Source organism: Chitinophaga sp. 22308, from assembly GCF_052045305.1.
Classification (GTDB): domain Bacteria; phylum Bacteroidota; class Bacteroidia; order Chitinophagales; family Chitinophagaceae; genus Chitinophaga; species Chitinophaga varians_A.
On the sequence record NZ_JBQEOP010000001.1, the window covers coordinates 740,098 to 765,925 of the forward strand.

General features: G+C 48.7%; 20 protein-coding genes. 17 read left to right on the forward strand and 3 right to left on the reverse strand.

Annotated features, from left to right (window positions below):
- Window positions 1-4: 4 nt before the first annotated feature.
- Window positions 5-613, reverse strand: coding sequence for a hypothetical protein (locus ACTJJS_RS02980; protein ID WP_440662345.1), 609 nt, complete (start codon window positions 611-613; stop codon window positions 5-7).
- A 277-nt stretch (window positions 614-890) separates the two neighbouring features.
- On the opposite strand from ACTJJS_RS02980, the gene ACTJJS_RS02985 reads away from it, so the two are divergent.
- The 3 genes from ACTJJS_RS02985 (at window position 891) to ACTJJS_RS02995 (ending at window position 4,799) form a co-directional block, all read left to right on the forward strand.
- Entirely contained in the window at window positions 891-2,120 is a 1,230-nt protein-coding gene (locus tag ACTJJS_RS02985) for a thioredoxin family protein (RefSeq protein WP_168869348.1), read from the forward strand.
- Window positions 2,121-2,305: 185 nt separating this feature from the next.
- Complete coding sequence (locus ACTJJS_RS02990) at window positions 2,306-3,682, forward strand: SpoIID/LytB domain-containing protein (RefSeq protein ID WP_440662346.1); 1,377 nt, start codon at window positions 2,306-2,308, stop codon at window positions 3,680-3,682.
- Between the two features lie 127 nt (window positions 3,683-3,809).
- Window positions 3,810-4,799: an alpha/beta hydrolase family protein gene (locus ACTJJS_RS02995; RefSeq protein WP_440662348.1), complete on the forward strand. Its 990-nt coding sequence runs from the start codon at window positions 3,810-3,812 to the stop codon at window positions 4,797-4,799.
- Between the two features lie 63 nt (window positions 4,800-4,862).
- On the opposite strand, the gene ACTJJS_RS03000 is transcribed toward ACTJJS_RS02995, so the two are convergent.
- Window positions 4,863-7,748, reverse strand: a complete 2,886-nt coding sequence (locus tag ACTJJS_RS03000; protein ID WP_440662349.1) for a ligand-binding sensor domain-containing protein — start codon at window positions 7,746-7,748, stop codon at window positions 4,863-4,865.
- Between the two features lie 184 nt (window positions 7,749-7,932).
- Between ACTJJS_RS03000 and ACTJJS_RS03005 the strand changes: the two genes are divergently transcribed.
- The 8 genes from ACTJJS_RS03005 to ACTJJS_RS03040 all read left to right on the forward strand — a co-directional run bounded on the left by ACTJJS_RS03005 (window position 7,933) and on the right by ACTJJS_RS03040 (window position 18,849).
- Window positions 7,933-11,010 (forward strand): SusC/RagA family TonB-linked outer membrane protein, encoded by a 3,078-nt coding sequence (locus ACTJJS_RS03005; protein ID WP_440662350.1) that lies wholly within the window; start codon window positions 7,933-7,935, stop codon window positions 11,008-11,010.
- A gap of 62 nt (window positions 11,011-11,072) precedes the next feature.
- Window positions 11,073-12,608: a RagB/SusD family nutrient uptake outer membrane protein gene (locus tag ACTJJS_RS03010; protein WP_440662351.1), complete on the forward strand. Its 1,536-nt coding sequence runs from the start codon at window positions 11,073-11,075 to the stop codon at window positions 12,606-12,608.
- A gap of 21 nt (window positions 12,609-12,629) precedes the next feature.
- A complete protein-coding gene (locus tag ACTJJS_RS03015; protein ID WP_168869342.1) occupies window positions 12,630-13,448 on the forward strand; it encodes a glycoside hydrolase family 16 protein in 819 nt (272 codons plus the stop codon).
- A 112-nt stretch (window positions 13,449-13,560) separates the two neighbouring features.
- Window positions 13,561-14,655, forward strand: a complete 1,095-nt coding sequence (locus tag ACTJJS_RS03020) for a Gfo/Idh/MocA family protein (RefSeq protein WP_168869341.1) — start codon at window positions 13,561-13,563, stop codon at window positions 14,653-14,655.
- A gap of 11 nt (window positions 14,656-14,666) precedes the next feature.
- Window positions 14,667-15,422: a 6-phosphogluconolactonase gene (locus ACTJJS_RS03025; RefSeq protein ID WP_440662352.1), complete on the forward strand. Its 756-nt coding sequence runs from the start codon at window positions 14,667-14,669 to the stop codon at window positions 15,420-15,422.
- Window positions 15,403-16,263 (forward strand): ROK family protein, encoded by an 861-nt coding sequence (locus ACTJJS_RS03030; protein WP_440662353.1) that lies wholly within the window; start codon window positions 15,403-15,405, stop codon window positions 16,261-16,263. The genes ACTJJS_RS03025 and ACTJJS_RS03030 overlap by 20 nt, the downstream gene beginning before the upstream one ends.
- Before the next feature lie 14 nt (window positions 16,264-16,277).
- The gene (locus tag ACTJJS_RS03035) at window positions 16,278-17,969 is read left to right on the forward strand and encodes a GMC oxidoreductase (protein WP_440662354.1); all 1,692 of its coding nucleotides are present in this window, start codon (window positions 16,278-16,280) and stop codon (window positions 17,967-17,969) included.
- A 28-nt stretch (window positions 17,970-17,997) separates the two neighbouring features.
- Entirely contained in the window at window positions 17,998-18,849 is an 852-nt protein-coding gene (locus tag ACTJJS_RS03040) for a helix-turn-helix domain-containing protein (protein WP_440662355.1), read from the forward strand.
- Here the strand turns inward: ACTJJS_RS03040 and ACTJJS_RS03045 are convergent.
- Window positions 18,804-19,265, reverse strand: coding sequence for a putative quinol monooxygenase (locus tag ACTJJS_RS03045; protein WP_440662356.1), 462 nt, complete (start codon window positions 19,263-19,265; stop codon window positions 18,804-18,806). The genes ACTJJS_RS03040 and ACTJJS_RS03045 overlap by 46 nt on opposite strands.
- A gap of 218 nt (window positions 19,266-19,483) precedes the next feature.
- Between ACTJJS_RS03045 and ACTJJS_RS03050 the strand changes: the two genes are divergently transcribed.
- From ACTJJS_RS03050 to ACTJJS_RS03075, 6 genes are all read left to right on the forward strand, one after another.
- Window positions 19,484-19,897, forward strand: coding sequence for a hypothetical protein (locus tag ACTJJS_RS03050; RefSeq protein ID WP_440662357.1), 414 nt, complete (start codon window positions 19,484-19,486; stop codon window positions 19,895-19,897).
- Between the two features lie 142 nt (window positions 19,898-20,039).
- Window positions 20,040-20,249, forward strand: coding sequence for a hypothetical protein (locus ACTJJS_RS03055; RefSeq protein WP_440662359.1), 210 nt, complete (start codon window positions 20,040-20,042; stop codon window positions 20,247-20,249).
- A gap of 259 nt (window positions 20,250-20,508) precedes the next feature.
- Window positions 20,509-21,045 carry an RNA polymerase sigma-70 factor gene (locus ACTJJS_RS03060; RefSeq protein WP_168869334.1) on the forward strand — a complete coding sequence of 179 codons (537 nt, stop codon included), beginning with the start codon at window positions 20,509-20,511 and terminating at the stop codon, window positions 21,043-21,045.
- Between the two features lie 55 nt (window positions 21,046-21,100).
- Window positions 21,101-22,099 (forward strand): FecR family protein, encoded by a 999-nt coding sequence (locus ACTJJS_RS03065; RefSeq protein WP_440662360.1) that lies wholly within the window; start codon window positions 21,101-21,103, stop codon window positions 22,097-22,099.
- Window positions 22,100-22,142: 43 nt separating this feature from the next.
- Window positions 22,143-24,722: a TonB-dependent receptor gene (locus ACTJJS_RS03070; RefSeq protein ID WP_440662361.1), complete on the forward strand. Its 2,580-nt coding sequence runs from the start codon at window positions 22,143-22,145 to the stop codon at window positions 24,720-24,722.
- Between the two features lie 190 nt (window positions 24,723-24,912).
- Window positions 24,913-25,668: a DUF4397 domain-containing protein gene (locus tag ACTJJS_RS03075; RefSeq protein ID WP_440662363.1), complete on the forward strand. Its 756-nt coding sequence runs from the start codon at window positions 24,913-24,915 to the stop codon at window positions 25,666-25,668.
- The last annotated feature ends 160 nt before the right edge of the window (window positions 25,669-25,828 follow it).

Below are 25,828 nucleotides of genomic sequence, written 5' to 3' on the forward strand. Positions count from 1 at the left end.
TGGACTATCTCAGGACCACTACGCTATCTCTGGCGATTTTGAATTTTCCTTCGGTAAATTCTTTCATTTCGTCAACCCCATTCTCGCCCGTTCCGTAAGCCCTGCCGCTGAAAGTGCCTTCAATAAAAAGACGGTCGGCTCGGGTGACCTCAATACGGAAGGGAGCATCTGGATGCCTGGGAAGGTTGCCTGATGCGTGGTAATAGTCGATAATGCCATCATTTTTTCCGTAGGTATGCCAGTCAATGGCATTATCAATAGAATTGGTAACAGTGCCATAGACGCCTGTTTTAATTTCATGTTCGGCGAAATTGATCCTTACATACAGGAGCGCACCTTTATTTTTTCCTGCTTTTCCCAGAACAGTATCAGCCCCTCTTACTTCGAACATGGAAAACAGGTCATCTGTTTTTTGAATGTATGTTTCGGTTGTCAGAGAGTCTATGTAAAGGATACCGTCTACTTTCATGCTGATAAATTCTACAGATGGTTTGCGAACAACAGGTGGTTTGGTTTCTGTGGGAGGTGTTGGCGTGTCGTTGTGATGGTCTTTTTTGCAGGCGAATGCGAGGGTGAGCATAAGCGCTAATGCCGGTACGAATAATGGTTTCATATCGTTTGATATTTGTGGTGAGGAAATATGACATCGCAAAAGATGCCTTCATTATCATTGCATAAAATCTGTTCCAAAAGATGAAAAAAAGAGTCAAAAAGGCGACTGTTTTTTCCTGGATAATTTGCCGGAGAATATTGCTACTGCTGGTTGTTTTTTATTCGGGGATGGTGCTATCCCGTTGCAGAGACTAGATAAGAATAGGTGATATAACGGCCGGCCATATATGAAATTCCCTTAAATTCGGTCTATATCTTAAACCAACACACAACTAGTTATGAAGAAACTCCTCTTGTTAGCCTCCTGGTTACCTTTAATGGCTGTAGCACAGGATAAGGGCATGCATTTCGAGCACGGCACCAGCTGGGCTGAAGTAAAAGCCAAAGCAAAAGCAGAGAACAAGTACATTTTTGTGGACTGTTACACCACCTGGTGCGGTCCCTGCAAGTACATGTCTGCCAACATTTTCCCCCAGGAGTCGGTGGGCAATTTTATGAATGCCCGGTACATCAATGTAAAGGTACAGATGGACCAAACGGACAAAGACGGTGAAGATGTAAAAAAATGGTATACTGACGCCCGGCAGATAGAAAAGGATTACAGCATACGCGCTTATCCTACTTTCCTGGTGTTTGGACCGGACGGGCAGATCGTAGACCGCCAGGTAGGCGGTGCTGACGCGGAGCAGTTCATCGAAAGATGTGCCGCTTCCCTGGAGCCGGCCAAACAATACTATCCGCAGCTGGCTAAATACCAGGGTGGCCAGAGAGATACCGCTTTTCTACGTAAGCTGGCTTACCTGGCGCTGGAAAAATATGATCAGGCCAATGCCAATGCGGTGGCCAAAGATTATCTCAGTCAACAAAAAGACCTCTATACACCTGTCAATATCAACTTTGTGAGCAAATTCACCCAAAGCTCCAAAGATCCGGGTTTTGATATGTTCCTGCATCATGCGGACAAAGTGAACAAGGTGTTGGGCGCTGGTAAAGCAGAAGAGAAAGTGCTGGCGATTGCCGCCAACGAAGAAGTATATCCCCGCTTACGTACTAAAGACAACACTGCGCCGGACTGGGCCGGCATTGAAAAAGATGTAAAAGCCAAATACCCTGCTATCGCGGAGGAGCTGATACTGAAATCGAAAGTCAGGTACTACGTATTTACCAAAGATGCTGACCACGCTGTGACCAGCATCGTGGCCTATATGAAAAAATACGGCCACAAAGCAGATCCACAGTCACTGAATGAATATGCCTGGACCATCTTCGAAAAATGCAATGACGCCAAATGCATAGAAGAGGCGTTGGAATGGAGCAAACGTTCTTTCAAAGACAATGAGATCCCTGCTTTTATGGACACTTATGCCAACCTGCTGTATAAAGCCGGTAAAAAGTCGGATGCCCTGGTATGGGAAGAAAAAGCCATGAACAAGGCTGACGGCGACGAGAAAAAGAACTATGAATCTACCCTTGAAAAAATGAAAAAAGGGGAGAAATACTGGGACTGATCGCCGTAACCGGAAAAGTCTTTAACGATAAAGGCGTGCCTGAATTACAGGCACGCCTTTACATTTTATGTACATCCTCTCTCCGGAAATGCGGTTGCAGTCATAAGTAGTAGTTTCAGTGAAGCAGCACGAAGATTTTATAGATTCCACGGACCTGAAAAACCTTTAACCCAAAATCCATATACATGAGAAAACAATTCCTGATGATCACCCTCGCCGGTTGCGCTATTGCCAGCTCCTGCGAAAAGAAGGACACTGCCGGTAATCCGGACCATCCGTCCAATGCCAAAACCACCCGTATAGCGTTCACCGTTACAGACGTTGTTACCGGTTTTGCCATCCCGGATGCCGCCATCACGGTGAAAGCGCCTGATGGAAAAGAAAGCCGGCTGACAGCCGGAAAAAATGGTGAGGTGTCCTTCCCGGCCACCAACGGAAAATTCACTTTCGTGATAACCGGGCAGGGATATAACCAACTGGAAACCTATTTCTCCGCCGGTGAAGATTCCGTTATCCGCGCGCAGGTCCACCTGGACCCTCAGGTGAATACCGCTGCAGCAAAGAACACGGAAAATGCCAATACTGTCACCATCAGCGGATATTTGAGCGATGCTACCGCCCATGCGCCCCTGGCGGATGTGGCGCTGGACCTGGGCGGCCATACGGCCAGAACAGACAGCAGGGGCTATTTCAGCACCACTTTCCCTGTTGAAGCGCCTGCGGCAGATCTGTCTGTAAAGCCCGCAACCATCACGCTCAGTGCTGCCAGGCCAGGGTACGTTACACATGTATTGAAGAATTTCTACCTTATACCCGGCGCCTATACGTTTAAGATCGCGCTCCGTGATGCCGGAGCACAGGCCGCGCAGGCCGATGGCAGGACCGGCAACGAAGAAGTGGAATACCTGAGCCAGGGAATGCTGGACAGAACAGCCGGCGATGCACAACAGCGCGAAGCGTTGGCTGTCGCTGCAGAACGTAGCATGGCGGCCAACGGAAAAGCAGCTGCGGCATTGAGCCTGCCTGCCAGTATCCGCGTAGGGCTCAACTGCTCCTGCCTTACCTGTAGCAGCGTACAGGTCATGAGCCTGGAATCCTATACCGGAACAGGACTTGACAACGAGTGGATTTCCAGCTGGAAAGCCGCTTCCCTGCAGGCGGGCGCGGTAGCTTACCGCTCCTACGGCGCATGGCATGTGCTGCATCCGATAAAAAGCAACTATGATATCTCCAGTACTACCTGCTCACAGGTATGGGGCAGCCAGACCGCTTCGTCCTGCATCAATGCTGCCAGTGCTACCGCAGGAGTCTACCTGTCACAGAACGGCGCTATTTTCAGGTCAGAGTATTCCGCCGAAAACAACAATGCCGGCTGTGGCGACGGATATAGCGGCACCGGCAGTTCATGGCCCTGCATCTCTGATGCCCGTTGCGCCGGACGCGCCACCAGCGGCCATGGCAGAGGCATGTGCCAGTGGGGCTCCAGCTTCTGGGCCAGTGATAAAGATTATCGCTGGATACTGAACCATTATTATAATCCTGGTGGAGTGGTAGTGCAGTAATACCGGTGGCCACCCGGAGATGCCGTTATTACTGTTTCTCCGGGTGTCTCCAACCGTGGCTATGAATTTTGATATTTTTACGATAGTATTGTAAATCTTTCGCTTAACAAAGCTATCGAGTATGCCTATGGGTCATTCAATACAACTATTCAAGTGGCTGCCGGGAAATAATTTCAAGTCATTGTTTTGTATGGTATGCGGATGCCTGTGGTTTAGCGTGCTTACCGCACAAAAAGGCATAGATACGGCTTATGCCGCACAAATTGGAGATTTCCGGCAATGGATAACCATGAAGGGAGATAATCGTAATGCGCCATTGTTATTGTGGCTGCACGGAGGACCGGGAGCTTCTGCCATTTCCTACGCCGACAGGTTTACCAATAAACTTCGCAAGCACTTTATCGTTGTGCAATGGGACCAGCGAGGAACAGGGAAAACAGCGACGCTAAGCCCTGACGCTCCACTCTTATTGGCTGCCATACACGAAGATGTACAGAAAGTCATCATACATCTCCTGCAACACTATAACCGGAAAAAACTGTTTCTGGCCGGTAATTCCTGGGGAGGATACCTCGCTATACAGGCAGCGGACAAAGCTCCCGGACTGCTTTATGCCTGTATCCTGATCAGCCCGGGTATTGCCATGGGAGAAAGCGAAAAATTGTCTCTCCGGTTTGTGACATCAGCAGCGCAGAAAAGAGATGATCAGAAAGCGCAGACCGAAATAGCATCTATCCATTATCCATTTGAGCGGGAAGAAGATATTTTCCTGCTGCGGAAATGGATGTTCACCTATCATGGACAGAAAGTTTACAAAGCCCTTCCTCCGCAAGAAGAATATTTGAAACTGGCAAGGCCCTGGATGAGTGTTATTAAGCAGTATAATGACTTCAACCCGATAACAGAAATAAAGGAAATCAAATGCCCTTTATATTTTCTGCTGGGCAAAGATGATTATATCACACATCCGGAATTGGCCGAACAGTTCTATAACAGCGTTACAGCTCCCCAAAAAAAGCTGTACTGGTATAACGCCGGTCACATGATCACACTACAACAACCGGGAAAAATGCAAAACACTATTATAGAGGAAATTCTCCCCGACGCCGCAAACTAATCCTTTTTATAACAGCGGTCAGGATGGTTCAGTAATGAGCGGCCCTTCCTGTTTGTATGCAGTTTAAATCTGGTTCAGGAAATTACTCAACGACTGCTCCGTTTGCAGGCCGATTTTTTTTCTGATCCTGTACCGGCTTACTTCCACGCCCCGGACGGTAATATTAAGCAGCTGAGAGACCTCCTTGGTGGTTAAATTCAGCTTGATGTAGGTACACATCTTCAGATCGGTATTGGTGAGCTGCGGGTATTGTTTTTTCAGTTTGTTCAGGAAACCATCATTGAGCTCATCAAAATGTGCGGCGAACGCGTCCCAGTTGGCATTGACCTTCTCCGTGTCCCTGATCAGGTCAGTGATGCTTTTGATATCGTGGTCATTGTTCGTTTCCTGGTTAAGGCGGGACACTTTCTCCTTTATCTTGGTGAGGGTGTCGGCTTTTTCCATCAGGTGCATACTGGTATTGGCCAGTTCTTTTTTCTTCAGCAGGATCTCCTGTGCTAATTTTTCATTCTGAAGTTTGATGATTTCCTTTTCATTTTTCTCCAGCTCAAGGTGGTGGATGTATTTCAGTCTTTTTTGCTCTTCTTCGAACTTTTGCTGTTGTACCAGTAATTTATGCTGCTGATGTCTTTGTATCAGCCATATCAGGCCGGCGAGGAGGGACAGGTAGCCCAGTATGGCCCAGACGGTTTTGTACCAGGGCGCTCTGATCACAAAGCTGTAGGTCGCTATAACAGATTCATTGTGCTGGTTGTCGCGGGCTTTGATTTTGAAGATATATTTTCCGTTTGAAAGGTTCGTATAATCTTTTTCCGTTTTAGTGTCCCAGGCCGACCAGTCGCTGTCATAGCCTTCCAGTTGATAGCTGTACTCAATGCTTTTGCGGGACTCGTAGGAGGGGGAGCTGTATTCAAAATGAAAGGCATTAAATGCAGCGGGCAATGACGGGAGTTCCCCGTCGCCAACATGATGATAACCGCCAAAGATGGTACTGTCAGCTTTGCCGGTGCATTTTACCATACCCAGACGAACGGCAACATTGGGTTTCGCTGCCGCATATCTTTTGTAATCCAGGTGTATCAGGCCTTTTTCATAACCAATGAATACGTTTTCCCGGTTATAGATATATATGTTTTCAAACTTTGGAAGAAGTTGCCCGGCCAGTTCGGGGAAGTAGATAACATTTGGGTTGCTGGTGGCATCGGCAGGGAAAAAATGGATGACCCCTGTTCCTTTTTCATTGCTAAACCAGATGTTGCCTTCTTTGTCTTCTGTCAGGTAGTGTATTTTTATGTTGCCCAACACCGCAGCGAGGAATGCTGAAGGGGAAAACCGGTTTGTCTGTGGATTAAATTCATAGAGGCCGTGGGCGGTGGCGAAGAGTATCCGGTTTTTTATTTTGAAGACGAAGTTATTTAACGCAGAAGGCAGCCCGTCGTTGGATGTGTACAGCCGGGACGTGTATTTTTTCTTGTCTTGTGATAAGCTGAAGCGATAAATGCCGCGGTAGGGGTGGGATGCCCAGATGTCTCCGTTGTTGTCCAGGGCCATAAAGCGGTAGGAATCTGGCAGGCCATCCATTTTACCTTCGTCTTTAAAGTTATCGCCTTCATACCGGAGCCGTTTCAGGCCGTTGTAGGTGCCTACAACGATATCCTGTGCCGGATATACGGAAGACAGTGGCAGAAAATACCAGCTGCCGGTGCCACCGGAAAGTAGACGGGCTTCAGTGCCCTGTACGTCATAACTGCCGATGTCATTGCCCAACAGCAGGTGCCCGTTGATGTCATGGAGGTTCCAGGCTTCGCGGTTCTCTGTGTTTTTGACGAGCGAGAAATCATCTTTTGTTACACGCACTTCACTATTGCCGGGCAATGGTGCGCTGTATAACCCGTTGGAAGTACCCACATACAGCCGGTTATGGAATATCCGGGTGGAATATCCGGGCAGGTTGTTGGCTTTGCCGATCTGAAGGTACCTCATGGCGGAGTTGTAATTGATATAACTGATCCCGCTGTTTAATCCGGTCCACAGGTTGCTGTTGGCGTCCACGAAAATGCTCAGTGCATTGTTGTTTTGAAGCCCCTGTCCGTCAGAAAAGCTCTGCCATTCATTATTTTTTATGTTGACTACCAGGCATCCGCCGGAGGACGTGGCCATGGCAAATTCAGTATCGTTGATTTTAGCGGTGGTGTTGATATATAAATTATTATGCCCGGTAAAATTTTGTGTGGTGATGGTATTATCATGCAATAAAAAGATACCATTGGTCCTCGTCACAATGAAAACACTGTCTTTTCCGACAGGCATCATACCGGCAATAAGCACGCCCGCCAGCTTTTTACTCTCCGGCAGTGGCGTCCACTGGCCTTCGTTCAGTTGCATCAGTCCGGCCACCCGGTCTGATGCGTAGATCCGGTCGCCGGCGCGGGCCATGAACAGCCATTGGGAACCGGACAGATGTACCCGGACGGATTGACCGTTGTATTCAAAGATGCGGTCGTCGGCCTGGAAAAAAATCCGGTTGCCCATCATGGCAATATGCCATACATCGGCGAACCTGGTATGCTGTTCCGGAATTTTGTTTTTTAAAGAGGTATATGTCAATATGCCATTCGGGCCGGGGGAGAAGTACCCTATTTCGTCTTGTCCTCCGACATAGATTTTCCCGTCATCGCTGATAGCCAGGGACCATATCACAGTATTGTTGGGCAGCGGATATAATTTCCAGTGACTGCCGTCGAAACTTAGCAGTCCTTCATTGTTGGCAAAATACATGACCCCTTGCTTGTCCTGTGCAATGTCCCAGTTCTGGCTACCGCCATGATAATCGAATTTGGTGTAGTTGACCACTGCGGGAATACCTGTTCCGTTTTGGGCGTGTACAGCATGGCAGTATGTTGACAACAGCCCGAAGAAAAACAGCATATTAAGCAAGGTCCTCATCATATTTCAGGTTCCACCGGTTGATGTAGTAGTATTGTAGTAGTGTCTTTTGCCATAAAAGTAGAGAATTACGGGTTAAGACGTAGTAATGAAGTAGCGTTTTATTAACTTTTTCTGACAGGCTGACCTACTTTTGTTTTTCCACGATCCACTTATTCAGGAACGAGCCAAAAACTAAATTTTACGTATGAAAAAAAAGTTCTTTAGAATTTTTATCTTCTTTGTGCTTTCCATTATCGCCCATTTTACCACCAATGCCCAAAACAAAATCTTAAAAGGTACTGTGACGGATGACAAAAATGCAGCTGTCATCGGGGCTTCCATAGGAGTGAAAGGTACGGTTATCGGTACCTCCAGCAACGAAGCAGGGGCTTTTACCCTTTCTGTGCCTCCCGGCGCAGACTCCATCGTTGTGTCGATGGTAGGTTTTAAGCGACAGGTGGTCGCCATCACCGGTAATACTTTACATATTCAGCTGGAATCTTCCAGTACCGGGCTGGAAGAAGTAGTGGTAGTAGGTTATGGTACGCAGAAGAAGGCCGACCTCACCGCACCGATCACCACCGTGAATACGGAAAACATGCTGAAGCGGACTACCGCTTCACCCATGGAGGCGCTGCAGGGAAGTGTCCCCGGCGTGCAGGTAGTCACCAGCGGCGCCCCGGGCAGTTCCCCGAACGTCCGTATCAGAGGGGTGGGATCATTTAATAATGAAAATCCATTATATGTGGTGGACGGCATGCTTGTCAATGACGTCAGCTTTCTTAATCCCAACGATATTGCTGACATGTCCATTCTCAAAGACGCGTCCGGTGCAGCCATCTATGGGGTGCGTGCGGCCAACGGTGTGGTGTTGATCACCACCAAAAAAGGAAAAACCAATATGAAGACCCGCGTGACCTATAATGGATACGTAGGTGTGCAGAAACCGACGCATGTCCTGAAAATGGCCAACGGTCAGCAATATATGGCGTTTTCCCTGCAAAGAGGTTCCGTTGCGGACACCGGCACAGTACTGTTGTCTTCTCAGAAATACGGGGGCAGTGGCCTGAACCCCACTACCAGCACCGACTGGTACGATGTGATACTAAGAAAAAGCGCCCTCCTGACAAACCATGGAATTGATATCCAGGGAGGAAGTGACAAGATAACTTATTCCATGGGGCTCAACTATACTTATCAGGATGGTATCCTGAATGCGCTGAACAATTTCAAAAGATATAACGGACGGCTCCAGCTGGAAGCCCGGGCATTCCCCTGGCTGAAGGTAGGCTTCTCTGCTATCTTTAATAATTCGGTCACCTACAGTCCCAACAGCTCTGCATTCCTGGACGCCTATACGGCCTCCCCGTTGTTCCCGGTGTATGACAGTACCAACGTGAACGCCTTCCCGGTAAAATTCACTGCCCCTTCCGTGATCGGAAGATCTGATGATAAAAACCCGATGGCCTCCGCCTATTATAATTATGACCGGTCAAAAGCATTCCAGGTGCTGCCGACCATATATGCAGAAGCAGGTTTCTGGGAAAACAAAATCACTTTCCGGTCGCAGTTAAGCCAGATATACGGTTCCTTACTGGGAACAAAATACAGGCCCGTGATGAACCTCGGCCCCGGCGCCGGTTCTACGGTATCTCACCTGACATCCATCCAGGAGCGGACCACCAATTATATATTGGACAACCTGCTGACCTATAAGGACAGCAAAGGGCTGCACCACTGGAGCGTACTGCTGGGACAATCAACCAGGGAAGAGCGCTGGCGCCAGACACGGACAGAAGCGGACAATGTGCCTAACGTGGAAGAGTCCTGGTATGCCGGCCAGGGTACCCCCAGCGCTGCCTACTACGGAGAGAATGGCACCCGCAATGCAGGTCTGTCCTATTTTACCCGCGCTACCTACGACTTTGACAATAAATACCTGCTGACCGCCACCTTCCGTGCTGACGGCAGTTCCAAGTACCAGACCAAATGGGGATACTTCCCGTCTGTAGGCCTGGGATGGGTACTCAGCAAAGAAGCATTTATGAAGGACCAGCGCATCTTCGATTTCTTAAAACTCAGAGGCAGCTGGGGCCAGCTGGGTAATGACGGTGTAAATGCCAACGCGGGCTATGCGATCGTTAAAACCGGTAACAGCACTTCCGCGGTATTCGGCAGCACCGCCGGCGCCAACGGAGAGTATGTGCCAGGCTATTCCGTGAACCGGTTCTTTACAGACATCAGCTGGGAAGTGGTGACAGAGTGGGATGGTGGCGTTGACTTTGAAATGTTCAAAGGTAAATTAAGCGGCTCCGTCGACTATTACAACAGAAAAACCACCAAAGCTGCCTTCTATCGCCCATTCCCCTTTACTTACACCACTATTTACGGCAACTGGGCTGATATGCAGAACAGTGGCTGGGACTTCGCCCTGAACTGGAAAGACAAAATCGGCCAGGTAGGTTATTCTATTGGCGCCAATCTGTCGACCTTAAAAAACAAGGTCACCAATTTAGGAACGCTCCCCAGCTCTACCAGCGGCTTCCCTGAGTGGACCGCAGAGTTTCCCAATCGTATATTGGTAGGTGAACCGATCAACTATTTCTACGGATATGAATTTACCGGTGTTTATCAAACACAACAGGAGATTAATAATGACCCTGTAGCTGTCCATTATAATCAGACATCTTCGTCGCCTATCCTTCCTGGTTTCCCTAAATATAAAGACCAGAACGGCGACGGTGTGCTGGATGACAAAGACCGTATCAATATGGGAAGCTATCTTCCTAAAATGACCTATGGTTTCAACATCGGGCTTACCTATAAGCAGTTCGATTTCAGCATCGCTTTCCAGGGCGTGTCCGGAAACAAAATATTCAACCTGAACAGGGGAAGGCTTTACAAAGCGTCCACCTCGCTGAACCTGGATGAAAAATTTGCCAGCAGCCTGTGGACCGGTCCGGGTTCTACCAACGCCTACCCTTCTGCGTACGCACTGGGACAGGGCTGGTTTAAAGTCAGCAATTCCTTTTTCGTTGAAAGCGGCGCTTACCTGCGTATCCAGAATATCCAGCTGGGTTACAATTTTAATGTGGGCAAAAAATCCCCTGTTGGAATGAGAGTGTTTGCCACCGCTGACAGGCCGTTCCTGTTTACCCGGTACAATGGCTTTACGCCTGAAGTAGGCACCAATACCAGCGGCGGTTACCCGGTGTCCGGTTATGACGCGAACGTTTATCCCGTTTCCTCCACTTACAGCTTAGGTGTCAGGGCTACTTTCTAAGGATGTCTCCCGTGAACGGATAAACGAAAATGTTTCCTGTAACAGCAAACAAAAAAGAAAACATGAAAAGCTATATATCGATCTTTTTTCTGATCATACTTGTATCTACGGGCTGTTCCAAGTTTTTAGACCGCCCGCTGGAAAATCAGCCACAGGCTACCAATATCGACTATACGGATTTATCGCTGATGTACCAACCAGTATCCGGTGTGTACAGAACGGCTGCCAGTGGCACCTTTGCCAAATGGATCAGTGTTGCCATCCGCTCCTCGCACAGTGATGATGTAGCGCCGGGCAATGATGACGCCGGACAGAACGCCATCCATAATTTTCAGAGCGATGTGACGGTAAAGAGCTACTGGGGCATCAATGATATGTGGATCAGCATGTATTCTGTAGTATTGGGCGCCAACAGCGCGCTGGCCGAATTGGATAAATTCGGAAAGAACATCCCGGCCAACGATGCGGACAAAATGAAACTGCTGGCAAAATACCAGGCGGAAGTCCGCTTTTACAGAGCGCTGGCCCATTTCTGGCTTTGCAGGACCTACGGCGCCGTCCCTGTTCTTGGCATAGAAAGCAATGATCCCACCACCCTGGGCGCTGCCACCAAAAGCACCGTGGAAGAAGTGAAAAAGCATGTTATTGCCGAAATGGATTTTTGTATTGCCAACCTGGAAGACGCCCGTCCCAATGCGGCCACCCACATCGGCGCCGTGACCAAATACACCGCGCTGATGTTAAAGGCAAAAGCGGCCATGGACCTGGCCGGCAATAACAACGGCAGCCCTTACTGGGACGTGGTGCTGGATTGCACCAACCAGATCGTTAACAGCGGTAAGTTCTCACTCTTCAATGATTACTACCAGCTGTTTAAAAAGCCCGGTAAGTTATGTGATGAATCCATCCTGGAACTGCAATATTCCGACTTCGGAAAGTCTACCGGTGATATCGTTATCTCCGGTGGCCCCGGTGAAGAATGGGGCAACTTCTTTTTCTTTCAGGGCCCGGAAAACACCTACAGTCCTGTCATTACCGGTCCGGGTTGGATGGTGCCCACGCAAAAAGCAGTGGATTTCCTGACGTCACGTAACGACAGTATCCGCCTGAAAACGACGATCCAGTACTGCGGTGTCAACGGAGTTCCGGGCACTTTTTCGGTTACACCTGATGGTGACACCATTTCAGGCAACGCTTCCAGGAAGAAATACTTTAACGGAAAAGCCTATTCTCCCCGCTCACAAATGACGCCTGACAGGATAGATTATTATGGCGCAAATAATAACGTTCGTATCATGCGCTATGCAGAAGTGCTGCTCATGAATGCGGAAGCCAAAATCCGTAAAGGGCAAAGCGGCGATGCAGCAGTGAACCAGGTGAGGAACCGCGTGAAGCTGGCATCACTTTCCAATGTAACACTGCAGCAGGTGCTGGACGAACGCCATGCAGAACTGATTTGCGAATGGTGGGGTGAAAGGTTCAACGACCTGGTGAGAACAGACCAGGCCGCAACGGTGCTGCCAGGTTTTGTAAAGGGACAAAGTGAGTTCATTCCCATCCCGCAGGCTCAGGAAGATGTAAACCCAAGACTCAAATAAATCAGACAGACATTTAAGCAGATGAAAAAAAGTATTTATGGTCTTTTAGTGATAGTGGCGGGATGCTGCTATATGGCCACAGCACAGGCGCAGTCGGTTAAACGGCATAAGAAATGGAAATTGACCTGGAGTGATGAATTTAACTACACCGGGCTGCCGGACAGCACCAAATGGGGATATCAAACCGGTAAGTCAGGCTGGGGAAATAACGAGCTGCAGTTTTATACCGCTGCAGATACCAATAACGCCAAAGTGGAGAATGGCAACCTGTACATCACCGCCAGGAATTCCGGCAGCGGCGATCATCAATACACTTCAGCGAGGATGACCACCCAACATAAAGGGGACTGGAAATATGGCAAGCTGGAGGTGAAGGCCAAACTCCCCAAAGGAAGAGGGCTGTGGCCTGCCATCTGGATGTTGCCTACAGGCAATGAGTATGGCGGATGGCCGGAGAGCGGCGAGATAGATGTAATGGAACATGTAGGATATATGAAGGACAGTATCTTCGGTAGCCTGCACAGCAAAACCTACAATCATATCATCGGCACACAGAAAACAAAGGGCATCTTCATTAAAAATCCTTATGATAAATTTCATGTGTACGCTGTAGAATGGACACCGGACCATATCACCTTCCTGCTCGACGGGAAGGTGTATTACCAGGTGGCCAATGAACACAAAGGCCATGAGGGATGGCCTTTTGATAAAAAGTTCTACCTGTTGCTGAACGTGGCTGTTGGCGGTAACTGGGGAGGTAAGGAAGGTGTGGACGAGACAGTGTTCCCGGCTGCGATGCAGATAGATTATGTAAGAATGTATGACATGGCGGACCAATGATTAAGCAGTTTCTTGCAGCGGCTTAGCTGAGTGTTGCAGAAAAAGGCCAGGATAGTTATATTGGGCTGCGAACAAATACAATTACTAACATCTTTAAGTAAACCTCCCACACATGAAACAGGTAAAAGTTGCCTTATTAGGCGCCGGATTTATTGCTGATATTCACATGGAAAGTTATGCCCGGTTTGTGCCGGAAGCGGAAATAGTGGCGGTTTATGCGCGTAATGCCGAAAAAGCCGGCGCCTTTGCTGCCAAACATCATATCGCACAGCATTTTTCTTCTATCGATGAGCTGATCAACAATGCAGACTTTGATGTGGTAGATATCTGTCTCCCTAATTTCCTGCATAAGGAAGCCACCTTAAAGGCCGCTGCCGCAGGGAAACACATTATTATAGAAAAACCGCTGGCTGTTACACTGGAAGAAGCCGATGAAATGATCGCTGCCTGCGAAAAAGCCAACGTGAAACTGATGTATGCGGAAGAACTTTGTTTTGCGCCCAAATATGAACGCGCCCGTGCATTGGTGGAAGAAGGCGCTGTAGGGGAGATTTATATGTTAAAACAGTCGGAGAAACATTCCGGCCCGCATTCCGACTGGTTTTACGATGTAAATCAGTCTGGCGGCGGCGTATTGATGGACATGGGGTGCCATGGCATCGCCTGGTTCCGGTGGATGCTGAAAAACAATAAGGCGGTGAGCGTGATGGCATCTATGAAAACAGTGCTCCATAAAGAACGAACAAAAGGAGAAGATAATTCTGTTGTGATCATAGAATTTGAAAACGGCGTCACCGGTGTGGTGGAAAACTCCTGGGCCAAACACGGCGGCATGGACGACCGCAGCGAAATTTACGGAACAGGGGGCGTGGCCTATGCCGATTTGTTCGTGGGCAATTCGGTATTGGCGTATAGCCGCAACGGTTATGGCTATGCCATGGAGAAAACAGATACCACGGTGGGCTGGAGCTTCTGTATTTTTGAAGAAGCGTTTAACCAGGGATACCCGCAGGAATTGAAGCACTTTATTGATTGCGTGTTACACGACCGCGAACCGCTGGTGACCGGAAAAGACGGCCGGGCCGTGCTGGAAATTATCTATGCCGCCTATGCTTCTGCCGGGGAAGGTAAAAAAATCATGCTTCCGTTTGACCAGCGGGTGGAGAAGCCTATCGACCTATGGCTGAAACCATCTCCCAAATCATAAAAAACAAAAACATGGAAATAAGGATTTATCCTACATATGACGACCTTTCTGTGAAGGCGGCGGAACAACTGTTGCTGTTGATGGCCGGTTATGATAAGCCGTTGCTATGTCCCGCCTCCGGCGATACGCCGGCAGGGTTGTACAAAGTATTGTCAGAGAGATACCAGGAGAGGAAAGAAAACATGTCTGCCTGGAGTTTTGTGGGGCTGGACGAGTGGGTGGGCCTCAACGGCAGTGATGAAGGAAGTTGCCGGTATTTCATTGACAAGACGTTGTTTCGTCCGTTGCAGGTGACCAGCGAACGTATTTGTTTTTTTGACGGTCGTTCCGCTAACCTGTCCAAAGAATGCGTTGACGCGGAACAATTTATCAGTGAGCGGAACGGCATAGACGTAGCTGTCCTGGGGGTGGGAATGAACGGGCATATTGCCATGAACGAGCCCGGATGTTCGGTAGATGGCCGGGCACAGATTGTAGCGCTGCATCCTGTGACAAAACTGGTGGGGCAGAAATATTTTACGCAACACCTCGAGCTGGAAGAAGGGATCACTTTGGGAATGGGCACCCTGATGGAAAGCAGACATATCATTTTGATCGTGAGCGGTAAACACAAATCCAGGATTGTGCGGAAGATGCTGGGGGAACCGGCTACCAATGAGCTGCCTGCGAGCCTGCTGTTGCGTCATCCGTCGGTGACTGTTTTTTTGGATGAAGATGCTGCTTCCGGTCTGTCAAATCAGGATTTACATGGAGATAATAGGAATTGACCTCGGCGGCACCAACTTACGCGCCGGCGTTGTAAGGGACGGCGTTCTTCAGCCGGTTGTTTCACGGCCGCTGAAGGCCCGGGGAAGCCGCGTTGAGGTAACGGACCAGATTTTCGGGATAATAGATGAAATGATAGGTGACGATACAACAGCCATTGGTATTGGTGTGCCGGGGCTGGTGGACCCTGTCAGCAGGATATTGTACGATGTGGTGAATATCCCGGCTATCAATGAAACAGACCTCCGTGGGATATTGGAGCAACGGTACCGCCTACCCGTAAAAATAGAGAACGATGCCAATTGTTTTGCCCTGGGAGAGTACTATTTCGGCGTTGCGCAGCCTTACAGATCTGTTGTCGGGTTGACGATAGGGACCGGACTGGGCGCAGGGATTATCAATAATGGCAGATTGCTGGCCGGAAAGCACGGCGGGGCAGGAGAATTCGGGATGATCAGTTATCTCGACAAAAATATGGAGTACTATGTCAGCGGCCGTTTTTTTGAGCATGTGTACAAGACGCAGGGGGAGATAGTTTACAGAAGGGCGGTGGAAGGAGATATTGAAGCGACTTACATGTATGAAGATTTTGGCAGGCATCTGGGAGAAGCCATTAAACTGGTCCTCTATGTATTGGATACGGAATGTATTGTTATTGGCGGTGCGCTAAAAGCGGCATTTCCCTTTTATGCCAGAAGCATGTGGGAAACGGTGCGTGGCTTTGCCTTTCAGCGTTCGGTGCCCGAGCTGAAAATAGCAGCGTCTGTCTTGCCGGGCAGCAATGTGTTGGGCGCAGCAGCCCTGCACCTGTCGCCACGGATGAATAGCCGGGTTAATAACTAAATAAATTTTTGTGTATGGCCGATAATAAAAATACAGCCGCACATTTTGATGCCATTGTGGTAGGCAGTGGTATCAGCGGAGGATGGGCAGCCAAGGAACTGTGTGAAAAAGGGCTCAAAACACTGGTGTTGGAGCGTGGCAGAAATGTAGAGCATGTAAAGGATTATCTTACTGCCAACACTCCGGTTTGGGACTTTAAATACCGGGGAGCAGTGCCCAAAGCGGTACGGGACGCCAATCCCTTCATCAGCAGGGCTGCCGGATATGATGACAGCACCGCCCACTTCTTCGTAAAAGACGCGGACCATCCTTACATCCAGGAGAAACCTTTTGAATGGATACGTGGATACCAGGTGGGCGGGAAATCACTAACATGGGGAAGAGCGTGTGCCCGTTGGAGTGAGATGGACTTCACGGCCCCGCATCGCTATGGGTACGGAATTGAATGGCCCATTGGATATAAAGACATCGCGCCGTGGTACAGCCATGTGGAGAAATTCATTGGTGTTTGCGGCAACAGGGAAGGGATAGATACCATGCCGGACGGTGAGTTCCTGCCAGCGTTTGAATTGAATTGCGTAGAGCAGCATTTGAAAGATGTGGTGGCCGAAAAGTTCAATCGTCATTATGTGTCCGGCAGGTGGGCGCAGGTGACACAGCCGCGGGACATCCATAAAGAACAACACCGGCAGTGCCTGAGCCGCAACCTTTGTATGCGCGGGTGCCCGTTTGGCGGCTACTTTAGCTCCAATGCCTCCACATTGCCATGGGCGGAAAAAACGGGTAATCTGACAATACGGCCTTTCTCCGTGGTACATTCAGTCATCTATGATGAGCAGTCCGGCAAAGCTACCAGCGTAAAGGTGATCGATGCGCAGACAAAAGAGGAGGTTATCTACCACGCAAAAATTATTTTCCTCAATGCATCGGCCTTAAATACCAATCTCATTTTACTGAATTCCATTTCCAAACGTTTTCCGAACGGATTGGGCAATGACAACGGGCTGCTGGGAAAATATATCTGTTTCCATAACTACAGGGCGGGCATGAGCGGAGAGTTTGACGGTTTTGAGGATAAATATTACAAAGTGTCGAAACCAGCGGAATGTATTATCCCCAACTTCAGGAATGTTTATCAGCAGGACACTGATTTCGTAGGCGGATACGTGATTTTCAGCGCTGCCTACCGCGAGAAACGCTATGACTCTCCGGGGATAGGGGCCGCGTTTAAGGAAGCTGTCAGTCAGCCGGGGAAATGGGGCGCGTATATGTATATGCAGGGAGAAACCATTCCCAAAGAAAGTAACCATGTCCGGCTGAGCAAAGACCAAAAAGACCAATGGGGAATTCCTTTACTGATCACCGCAGTGGACTATGATGAGAACGATGATAAAATGGTAAAAGACTTTATTGAACAAGGAAAGGCAATGCTGACAGCTGCTGGCGCAAAGAACATTACGGTGACGGATAATCATCAGCCGCCGGGACTGGACATACACGAGATGGGAGGCGTACGCATGGGCAAAGACCCGGCTACTTCCCTGCTGAATGAATGGAACCAGCTGCATCATTGTAAGAATGTGTTTGTAACGGATGGTGCCTGCATGACCAGTACCGGCAACCAGAGCCCGTCCATTCTGTATATGTCGTTAACCGCCAGGGCGGCTAATTATGCGGTGGAGCAATTGAAAAAGGGGGCGTTGTGAGGGCGTTTTTATTTCATACCTTCACGGCATGGATGCGCTGCTAAAAAAGACGTCTTATCTGCCACCTCTGCCGCTACGCCCTTACATTGACCGCTTCTGGACCTGTGAAGGCACTACTCCGGCTTATGCGACGCCCACCGTGGCCATGGGCACCGGCGCGGAAATGATCTTCCAGCTGAAAGCACCGATGATGCTGGTGTCAAAAAATAATGTCCTTAACACACCGCCTTTGCAGGCTATCTATTGTATCCGCCATCGGCATTACAAAGCGATGGTCAACCATGAACATTTCTTTATCGCGGTCCGGTTTAAAGCCGGTGCTGTCAGGCATTTTTGTCCTGCTGCTGTAGCGGATGTCGTGGAGTGTTTTCCGGATATCAATGTGCTTTATGGAGATGAAGGCAAAAGGTTCACAGAAAAACTGCGCCATAATGCGGGTTTGCCACAGCAGCTGGCGCTGATCAGCGACTTTCTGTTGGGACTTCTCGGTAAGTATCACCGGCCGCAGTTGTTGGTAGATGAGGCGGTAAAGCGGTTGTACTACGACCGCGACATCCCCGACCTGGTGTCTTTCAGTGCCAGCCTGGGAAGCAGCTATCGCCAGTTTGAACGGCTGTTTACCCATTATATGGGTGTGACGCCCAAATCATTTATACAGACAGCTCGACTAAACAATACGCTGAAATACCTGCTGTTCCGGCAGATCAGCGACTACCTTCCGGTCGCATTTGATTTCGGGTATTATGACCAGTCCCATTTTATAAAGGCCTGCAGGAAATTTTTCGGCGATAAGCCCCGTGCCATTTTATCTCCTGCAAGCCATGATCAACACTTCTACTTGTCCTCTTTCAGTGCATCAGGTTCGGAGGAAAGAAAATAAACCTTCAGGTCCTTTGATTTCCATCCTTCCAGTTTTTTTACGAATTCAGCCAGGTAAGGCTGTGCGAAATGATATTTAAGGCCGGCCTGGTCGCGGTAATGTTCAATCAATGTAAATGCACCCGGCTCCGTTGGTTCAGGATACCAGGTATATTCCATACAACCTGTTTCCTTCCTGGTTAATATGGCCAGTGTTTCCAGCGCCTGGCTGAATGCAGCGGCTGATTCCGGCCGGATATACAGTTTGGCGATAACGAATTTTTCTGTAGCGGTATTCATCGTGTATAATTTGTTGGCAGCCGGTATGCTCCTGCCTTCAGATGCTTGTTTGTCCGGATTGTTCAACGGACGGCTGAAGGCGGGAATTGACAATGTCAGGCAGGCAAGCTGCCAAAGGAAAGTCCTGGTGCGGTTCATAACAAAAGGTGATTAGATTGAATGATACCGTAAAACTAGGCCTCCCGGCGATGGTAAAATTGTATAAATCTGCCAACCTTCTTTGATTTCACTTCAATATGGCAACTTTCCTTTTCAACCCCCGATTTGGCAGTTTGGACCAGATAACAAAAAAAGTGCGCCTCCGAATAGGATAAGTTTGCATTATGCTGTTTTAGTTACCCTTTAAAACTAAAAAGATGATTAAAGTATTAGTGCTGGCATGTATTGCATTGATATGCCTGGCCATTACCGTCAGGGCACAGCGATCAGGCAGGTTGCACAAGGCTTCTGCAGGTGTCCTTATTCAGGCTTTTAAGGTGTCCAGCGTGGATGCCTCGGACAGGAGCGGGTTGTTGGAAGCAACGGAGTCATTAGGCAGGGAAATACGGATGACCATTATGGACAACACGCTGAGGCTGGATATAGCAGAGGAGGAAAAGCCTTACATCTTCAGGAAGTTATCAGATACTACTTACTATCTGACAGACAACTATCTTACCTACAGGCTGTCATTGGCCAGAGTTCCGGGGATGAGCAGTTTCATTCTGGTAAAGTACAACAGGAAAGGAAATGGGGCCGCATGGCAAAGTTTAACGGCCAGGAAGATGTAGCGTGGAGGTATTCCCTTTAACACAAGTTTAACACCCCTCTCTCAAACACCAATAGGAAGATCCGTCCCCCTGCTGTTTTATAGTCATACACGGCGGTTATTTCCGACCGATATTTCACTCACTTGACTAAAAAACAGTTTTTATGAAGTACAGGGTATTTTTTGCAGCCATCATGGCAACAACGGTAACAATGACAACCGTGACCGGGGCCATGGCGCAACAGGCACCATCCAAAGAACAACGCAAACAGGCCGGCGATACCGCCCGGAAAGATAACAGGCATGCAGTAGTGCCCGTGGGCAAAGGCGGCGCTAAAGCAGATACAGCGCGTAAACCGGTTAGAAAACATTAAGGTGGCACCTGCTGTATAACAGCAGCTTGATATGGTTTTGTGCACCACGTGGTCTCCTGCTTCAGCGGGGGACCATTTCTACATGGCGGATGGTGCCCGCCGAAAAGAAACGAAAAATTAATGATGGACGCATAGGGGGATACACCGGTCAGCGGCGTTTTGAGTATACTAAAGAGCGGAGGCCATCGGGGACCAGTTCGGGATCTCCTCCATAGCCATATCAGAAGTACTGTATTATATTTTGTAAAACTTATTGCTTGTGCGTGAAGACGGTCTCTATAAACAGTTTCGGCTGGGATTCGAAAAATTTTATAACCCGCTTTGCATCTACGCCAATAGTTTCGTAAAGGAACCAAGCGTCTGCGAAGACATTGTACAGGAAGTGTTTATCAGGATCTGGGAAACACGGAAAGACCTGGTACAGTCCGACAACCTGAGATTTTACCTGTTTACGGCTGTACGTAATAATTGCCTTACTCATCTCAACAGAGAGCAACGGATGACCGTATACAGTCTGTCAGACATTGATCTGGAAGATGATGATACCGTTGATATCATGCCTTCCGTTGATGATACATTGAACTACCACGCCTTGCTGGGGCAGGGAATAGAACAGCTTCCTCCCAAATGCAAAGAGGTGTTTTTGCTCTGTCGCCTGGGGGAACTGAGCAATCAACAGGCGGCCGACAGCCTCGGTATTTCTGTTAAAACAGTCAACAACCAATTATGGAAAGCATTAAAGATGCTCAGGGCTTTTGTGAAGAATACAGGTATGGGGCTGTTATTTTTTTTATGAACAGCATAGGAAAATACGATACGATTTTGTTTTCTAAGTAGGAGAGGAAAAAAAGATGGAACTACCTGACAACATAAAAGCAATTATCATAAACAGGCTTCGGGGAGTGATCTCACCGGAAGAAGCGGCGACGCTGGAAGAATGGCAGCAGCAACATGCTGTAGACGATGAAGCGTTGGACCATTATCACAGAATATGGACGGAAAGCAGCAGCACGGTACGCCAACCGCACTTCGATACGGCGAAAGGCTGGCAGCGTGTGGACCAGCGCCTGAAAGACATCGGTATTGCTGAAACCGGAGAAGTCCGCACGGCGGGCTTACGGAGATACTGGGGCCTGGCCGCTGCTGCAGCTGCGGCGATAGTCATCATGATTGCCGGCTACTGGATGTTCTTTCAGCCTACAACACAACAACAGATCACCTGGTCTAAAGTGGTTACCGCCGATGCTACCAACAAGTACGTAAAACTGCCTGACAGTACGTTGGTGTTGCTTCGCAAAGGTGCTACCATCACTTATTCGGCTGGTTTCGGCCAAAACGACCGGCTGCTGACGCTCACCGGAGACGCCTTCTTCGATGTGGCATCCCACGAAAATATCCCGTTCCGGATACAAACGGAAAAGACGGTGGTACAGGTACTCGGCACTTCTTTCGTGGTGAACTCCAATGCCGGGGCCGACCGCGTGGTGGTAGTGACCGGAAAGGTGCTGTTCACGGACAAAGCTAAGCCCGAAAACCAATGCATTGTCTCGGCTAAGGAGCAGGTGTCTTTTAGGGGCGACACCTTCGTAAAGAAAAATGTAAGCGATTCAAATTACCTGGCATGGCAAACCGGTACGCTGAGGTTTACCAATACGCCGCTGAAGGAAGTGGTGAAAGAACTTTCTGCTTATTATGGCACTGCTGTTAACGTGAATGATACCTTAAAAACAGGATCGGTAAAGGTAACGGCCAGTTTTCGGGAACAGCCGCTGAAAGAGGTGCTGGAAGAGATTACGGTCATCACCGGGCTGCATTACCGTCAACAGCAGGACAGCATGGTAATTTATTGATCTTCCTGTAAAACGGATTCGAATAGCAAGTAATTTAATATAGATGATAAAAGGGGTGTCCGCTCCGCTACGGTTTCGTAAAACAGGACTGCAACTATTACTACTGATATTGATTATTCTTGCCGGCAATATAACGGTCACTGCGCAGACCGGATTGCTCGGAAGGAAGTTTACGTGCCATGAAACCCATGGCACGATTCCTTTTTTATTGGAAAGGGTGAGTGCCTATAGCGGAACAGTGATCGAATATGCCGGCGGATACCTGGATGGCAGCGGAGAGATACGCCTTGCAGCAGGGGTGGCAACGCTGGACGCAGTGCTACATATATTACTGGACGGAAAATATGTGAAGATAGAAGAGCGGAACGGAAAGGTGATGCTGGTGCCTTCGGCCACGGCGCTGACGAGCGACAGTGCCACGAATGAGTACACCCTTTTTGGTTATATCATGGAAGAAAACAGCCTGGAGCCGATACCTTATGCAATGATAAAAGACCAGGAATCAGGACGTGTATGCCAGTCCAACAGGTTCGGGTATTATAGTCTCCCGGTGAAAAGCGGCCTTCATCATATTAAGGTGATACACGCCGGTTATCCGCCTGTAACATCAGCGGTGACTGTTGGCAGTACGATCAGGCGTAATTTGATGATGCGTGCCGCCGTATTGCCGGAAGTAAAGGTAACACCGGGCTGTATGCTGCAAAAGGACGGAGGCTCCAGCGTGGAAAAATATCTTGCTTCTGCCTATACCAATTTTTTTGGAGAGAGCGACCCGGTGAGATCATTGTATCTGCTGCCGGGAAATATTGAATCGCAGGAAACGACCGGTAAACTGATGGTACGCGGTGGCGACCCGGAGCAAAGTGCTTTCCTGCTGGACGGCAACCAGGTTTTCAATCCCACGCATTTACTGGGGGAATTGTCTATCGTTAGCGAAGGTGCGCTGAAATCAATCCGGCAGTTCAAGAACGATTTTCCCGGCAGATTTGATGACGCATTGTCTTCTGTAACGGAAGTCAACACGAAAGACGGCAGTATGGATACCTGGAGCGGACAGGTAAACGCCGGCCTGCTGGCAACCGCAATGGCAGTAGACGGGCCGCTGATAAAAAACCGCACTGCCGTGCTGGCCTCGGTCCGGAAAAGCTGGTCAGACCCGCTGCTGAGGATGCTGGACAGTAATTACCGGTTGCGGTTTTATGATATCCATTTCAAAATCACGCATCTGCTGGACAGCAACAATAAAATAATGCTCAGTGGCTATATGGGGAAAGACCGCCTGGAGCTGGTACAAAATGAATATCAGAATCTGCAGGTATGGGGTAACCGGCTTGCCACCCTCAACTGGAACCATGTGATCGGCGCTCGTTCTTTTGTGAATACCACCCTGAATGTAAGCAACTATCATAACCTGGCCGGTATGCAGCTTATCCTTTATGACGATTCAACAGGGGAGGAAAAAGAAACCAAAGCATATAATAACTATGCGTCAGTAGAGCGCTACGAGGCAAGGACGCAGTTCGAGATGAATGCATCGGCAAATCTGCAGTTCCGCTTTGGCGGCAAGTTTTTACATACCGTCATTCACCCTTTCGGAACAAACGTCACACCCAACCTGGAAGAAGTACCGGAAGGTACTAAGCCCATGAAGCCACTGCCTTTCACAGAATATTCCCTCTATTACGAAAATGAATTTAAACCGTGCCGACGTTTCCTGCTAAGGCCAGGATTGCTTTTCAGCGGCTACCGGTACAGGACATTTCATTACAATGCTCTACAGCCGCGGCTGTTTGCGGCTTACCGGATAGGAAAAAATCAGCAGCTGACTTTTTCCTATGCCCGGATGGGGCAGTACCTGCATCAGGTGACAAGTCCCTTCCTGGGCATCAATAGTGTGTTATGGGTGCCCAGTACTGCTGTATTACGGCCTTCGGAAAGTGATATGTTCAACCTGGGGTACAGCTTCAATGATAACAAAGGCACGCTGTTATCAGCGGATGTCTACTACCGGAAAATGAATAACGTCACCAACTTTGCGGAGAAAGGAAATATCTTTTACAACGAAGATACCTGGGAGCAGGATATTATCACCGGGAAGGGATGGGGCTATGGCGGTGAGCTGCTGGCCGGAAAGCGATGGCAGAAATGGCAGTTGCAGTTGTCTTATACCCTGGCCTGGGCCTGGCGCCAGTTTGACGAGGTGAATGATGGCGAGAAATTCCCTTTCCGTTTCGACAGGCGCCATCAGCTGAACATCGCGGCCAGCTTCCGCCCCAACAAACACTGGGACATCGGCGCGGTGTGGTACTTCAGCACAGGTGACTGGATGCGGCGGCCCATGGGGACACTGCCAGGAGAGGAAGGAGAACCGTTCCGATATGAAGGCGAGTCTTACTATGATAAACGTAATCCCAATTATCACCGGCTCAACTGTAATGTGAACTATCGTTTTGTTACCGGCACACAGAAACATAAGATTTCAGTGGGTGTCTATAATGCCTACGGCTCCAATGGGCAGTACTCTTCAGACGTCATCAATACGCGTGATAACAGCAATGTTACCCTGTCAGGCGGCCGGATATTTGACCTGACCTATTATCTCTCCTATACATTGAATCTGTAACCGGGATTTCTTTTAAAAAAAATAAACACTGCGTAGGAAGTTCTTCCTGTTAGCTGTTTTAACAGTAGAGGATTATATCTGTGCTGTATGTAACTATTGTCTGTTATCCGCCTGCTGTTGATACAATGGCCGGTACAGACGGGCTATGCCTCATGCTTATCAGGAATCAATTTAATAAATCAAAAAGTATATGAAACACGTAAGAACTCAATCAGGGATATCTCTGACAGGTATCTCCTGTGCACTGTTGGTAGCAGCCACCTTTATGTCCTGCAAAAAGAACAATGACTCCGCCCCGCAACCTTCTGCGAAAAAAAGTGCCGGCATACAGATCGTGCACACTGCCCCTAAAGTTGGCGATCTGACAGTGGAAATAGATGGAAAAAAATTACCCGAAAAATTGCCATTCCTCAATCCTTCCAAAGGCTACATAACCGTGGCTTTTCAAAATGAAAGCAGCCTGAAAGTGACGCAGGACGGCAACAAGGTGATTGTCGACACCAAATTCCGGTTCAACGACAAAGGCGCCTACTCACTGTTTCTGTATGATACCTTAAATACTAATAAAGTAAGGGCCGTGTTACTGAACGATAATCTTGCTGATCCCGGAAAAGGGAAGACCGGCCTTCGCTTCCTGCACCTGTCACCGAATACAGCCGCAGTGGATATTGATGTTTTCAAAGGCAGTGACAGTATCCGGTTGGTGAACAATGCAGCCTATATCAGCGATAAACCGGATGTGGCAGTGTTGTCTCCCTTTAAGGCCATCGCTTCCGGCGATTACCGGGTGAAAGTAAAAACAAAAGCCGGTACAACTATTACAACCGTTCTTGATATACCGTCTGTAAAACTGGTGGAAGGAAAAGTGGTGACGCTTTATCTCAGCGGACTCACCAAAGCTTCCGGGGCCTTAGGGGTCGGCCTCCAGTTATGGCAGCACAGATAAGCAATAGGGAAACCATGTCTAAAGCCGTCCCATTCCTGGGACGGCCTTTTTATAGCCGTTTTTCGTTCTCCCCACAAGGAAAGAATGCCCCATTATTACATAACAGTACATTTTATTTTATCAGGGTGATATTATAATATTGCAGGCAGAACGAAGAGAT

Bases quoted from the DNA above. Each gene is read 5' to 3' on its own strand.
- ACTJJS_RS02985 (WP_168869348.1), top strand. From the start codon at position 891: ATGAAGAAACTCCTCTTGTTAGCCTCCTGGTTACCTTTAATGGCTGTA.
- ACTJJS_RS03015 (WP_168869342.1), top strand. From the start codon at position 12,630: ATGAAAAAAAGTATTTATGGTCTTTTAGTGATAGTGGCGGGATGCTGC.
- ACTJJS_RS03070 (WP_440662361.1), top strand. From the start codon at position 22,143: ATGATAAAAGGGGTGTCCGCTCCGCTACGGTTTCGTAAAACAGGACTG.
- ACTJJS_RS03030 (WP_440662353.1), top strand. From the start codon at position 15,403: ATGGAGATAATAGGAATTGACCTCGGCGGCACCAACTTACGCGCCGGC.
- ACTJJS_RS02995 (WP_440662348.1), top strand. From the start codon at position 3,810: ATGGGTCATTCAATACAACTATTCAAGTGGCTGCCGGGAAATAATTTC.
- ACTJJS_RS03005 (WP_440662350.1), top strand. From the start codon at position 7,933: ATGAAAAAAAAGTTCTTTAGAATTTTTATCTTCTTTGTGCTTTCCATT.
- ACTJJS_RS03045 (WP_440662356.1), bottom strand. From the start codon at position 19,265: ATGAACCGCACCAGGACTTTCCTTTGGCAGCTTGCCTGCCTGACATTG.
- ACTJJS_RS03000 (WP_440662349.1), bottom strand. From the start codon at position 7,748: ATGATGAGGACCTTGCTTAATATGCTGTTTTTCTTCGGGCTGTTGTCA.
- ACTJJS_RS03025 (WP_440662352.1), top strand. From the start codon at position 14,667: ATGGAAATAAGGATTTATCCTACATATGACGACCTTTCTGTGAAGGCG.
- ACTJJS_RS02990 (WP_440662346.1), top strand. From the start codon at position 2,306: ATGAGAAAACAATTCCTGATGATCACCCTCGCCGGTTGCGCTATTGCC.
- ACTJJS_RS03010 (WP_440662351.1), top strand. From the start codon at position 11,073: ATGAAAAGCTATATATCGATCTTTTTTCTGATCATACTTGTATCTACG.
- ACTJJS_RS03065 (WP_440662360.1), top strand. From the start codon at position 21,101: ATGGAACTACCTGACAACATAAAAGCAATTATCATAAACAGGCTTCGG.
- ACTJJS_RS03050 (WP_440662357.1), top strand. From the start codon at position 19,484: ATGATTAAAGTATTAGTGCTGGCATGTATTGCATTGATATGCCTGGCC.
- ACTJJS_RS03040 (WP_440662355.1), top strand. From the start codon at position 17,998: ATGGATGCGCTGCTAAAAAAGACGTCTTATCTGCCACCTCTGCCGCTA.
- ACTJJS_RS03020 (WP_168869341.1), top strand. From the start codon at position 13,561: ATGAAACAGGTAAAAGTTGCCTTATTAGGCGCCGGATTTATTGCTGAT.
- ACTJJS_RS03075 (WP_440662363.1), top strand. From the start codon at position 24,913: ATGAAACACGTAAGAACTCAATCAGGGATATCTCTGACAGGTATCTCC.
- ACTJJS_RS03055 (WP_440662359.1), top strand. From the start codon at position 20,040: ATGAAGTACAGGGTATTTTTTGCAGCCATCATGGCAACAACGGTAACA.
- ACTJJS_RS03035 (WP_440662354.1), top strand. From the start codon at position 16,278: ATGGCCGATAATAAAAATACAGCCGCACATTTTGATGCCATTGTGGTA.
- ACTJJS_RS02980 (WP_440662345.1), bottom strand. From the start codon at position 613: ATGAAACCATTATTCGTACCGGCATTAGCGCTTATGCTCACCCTCGCA.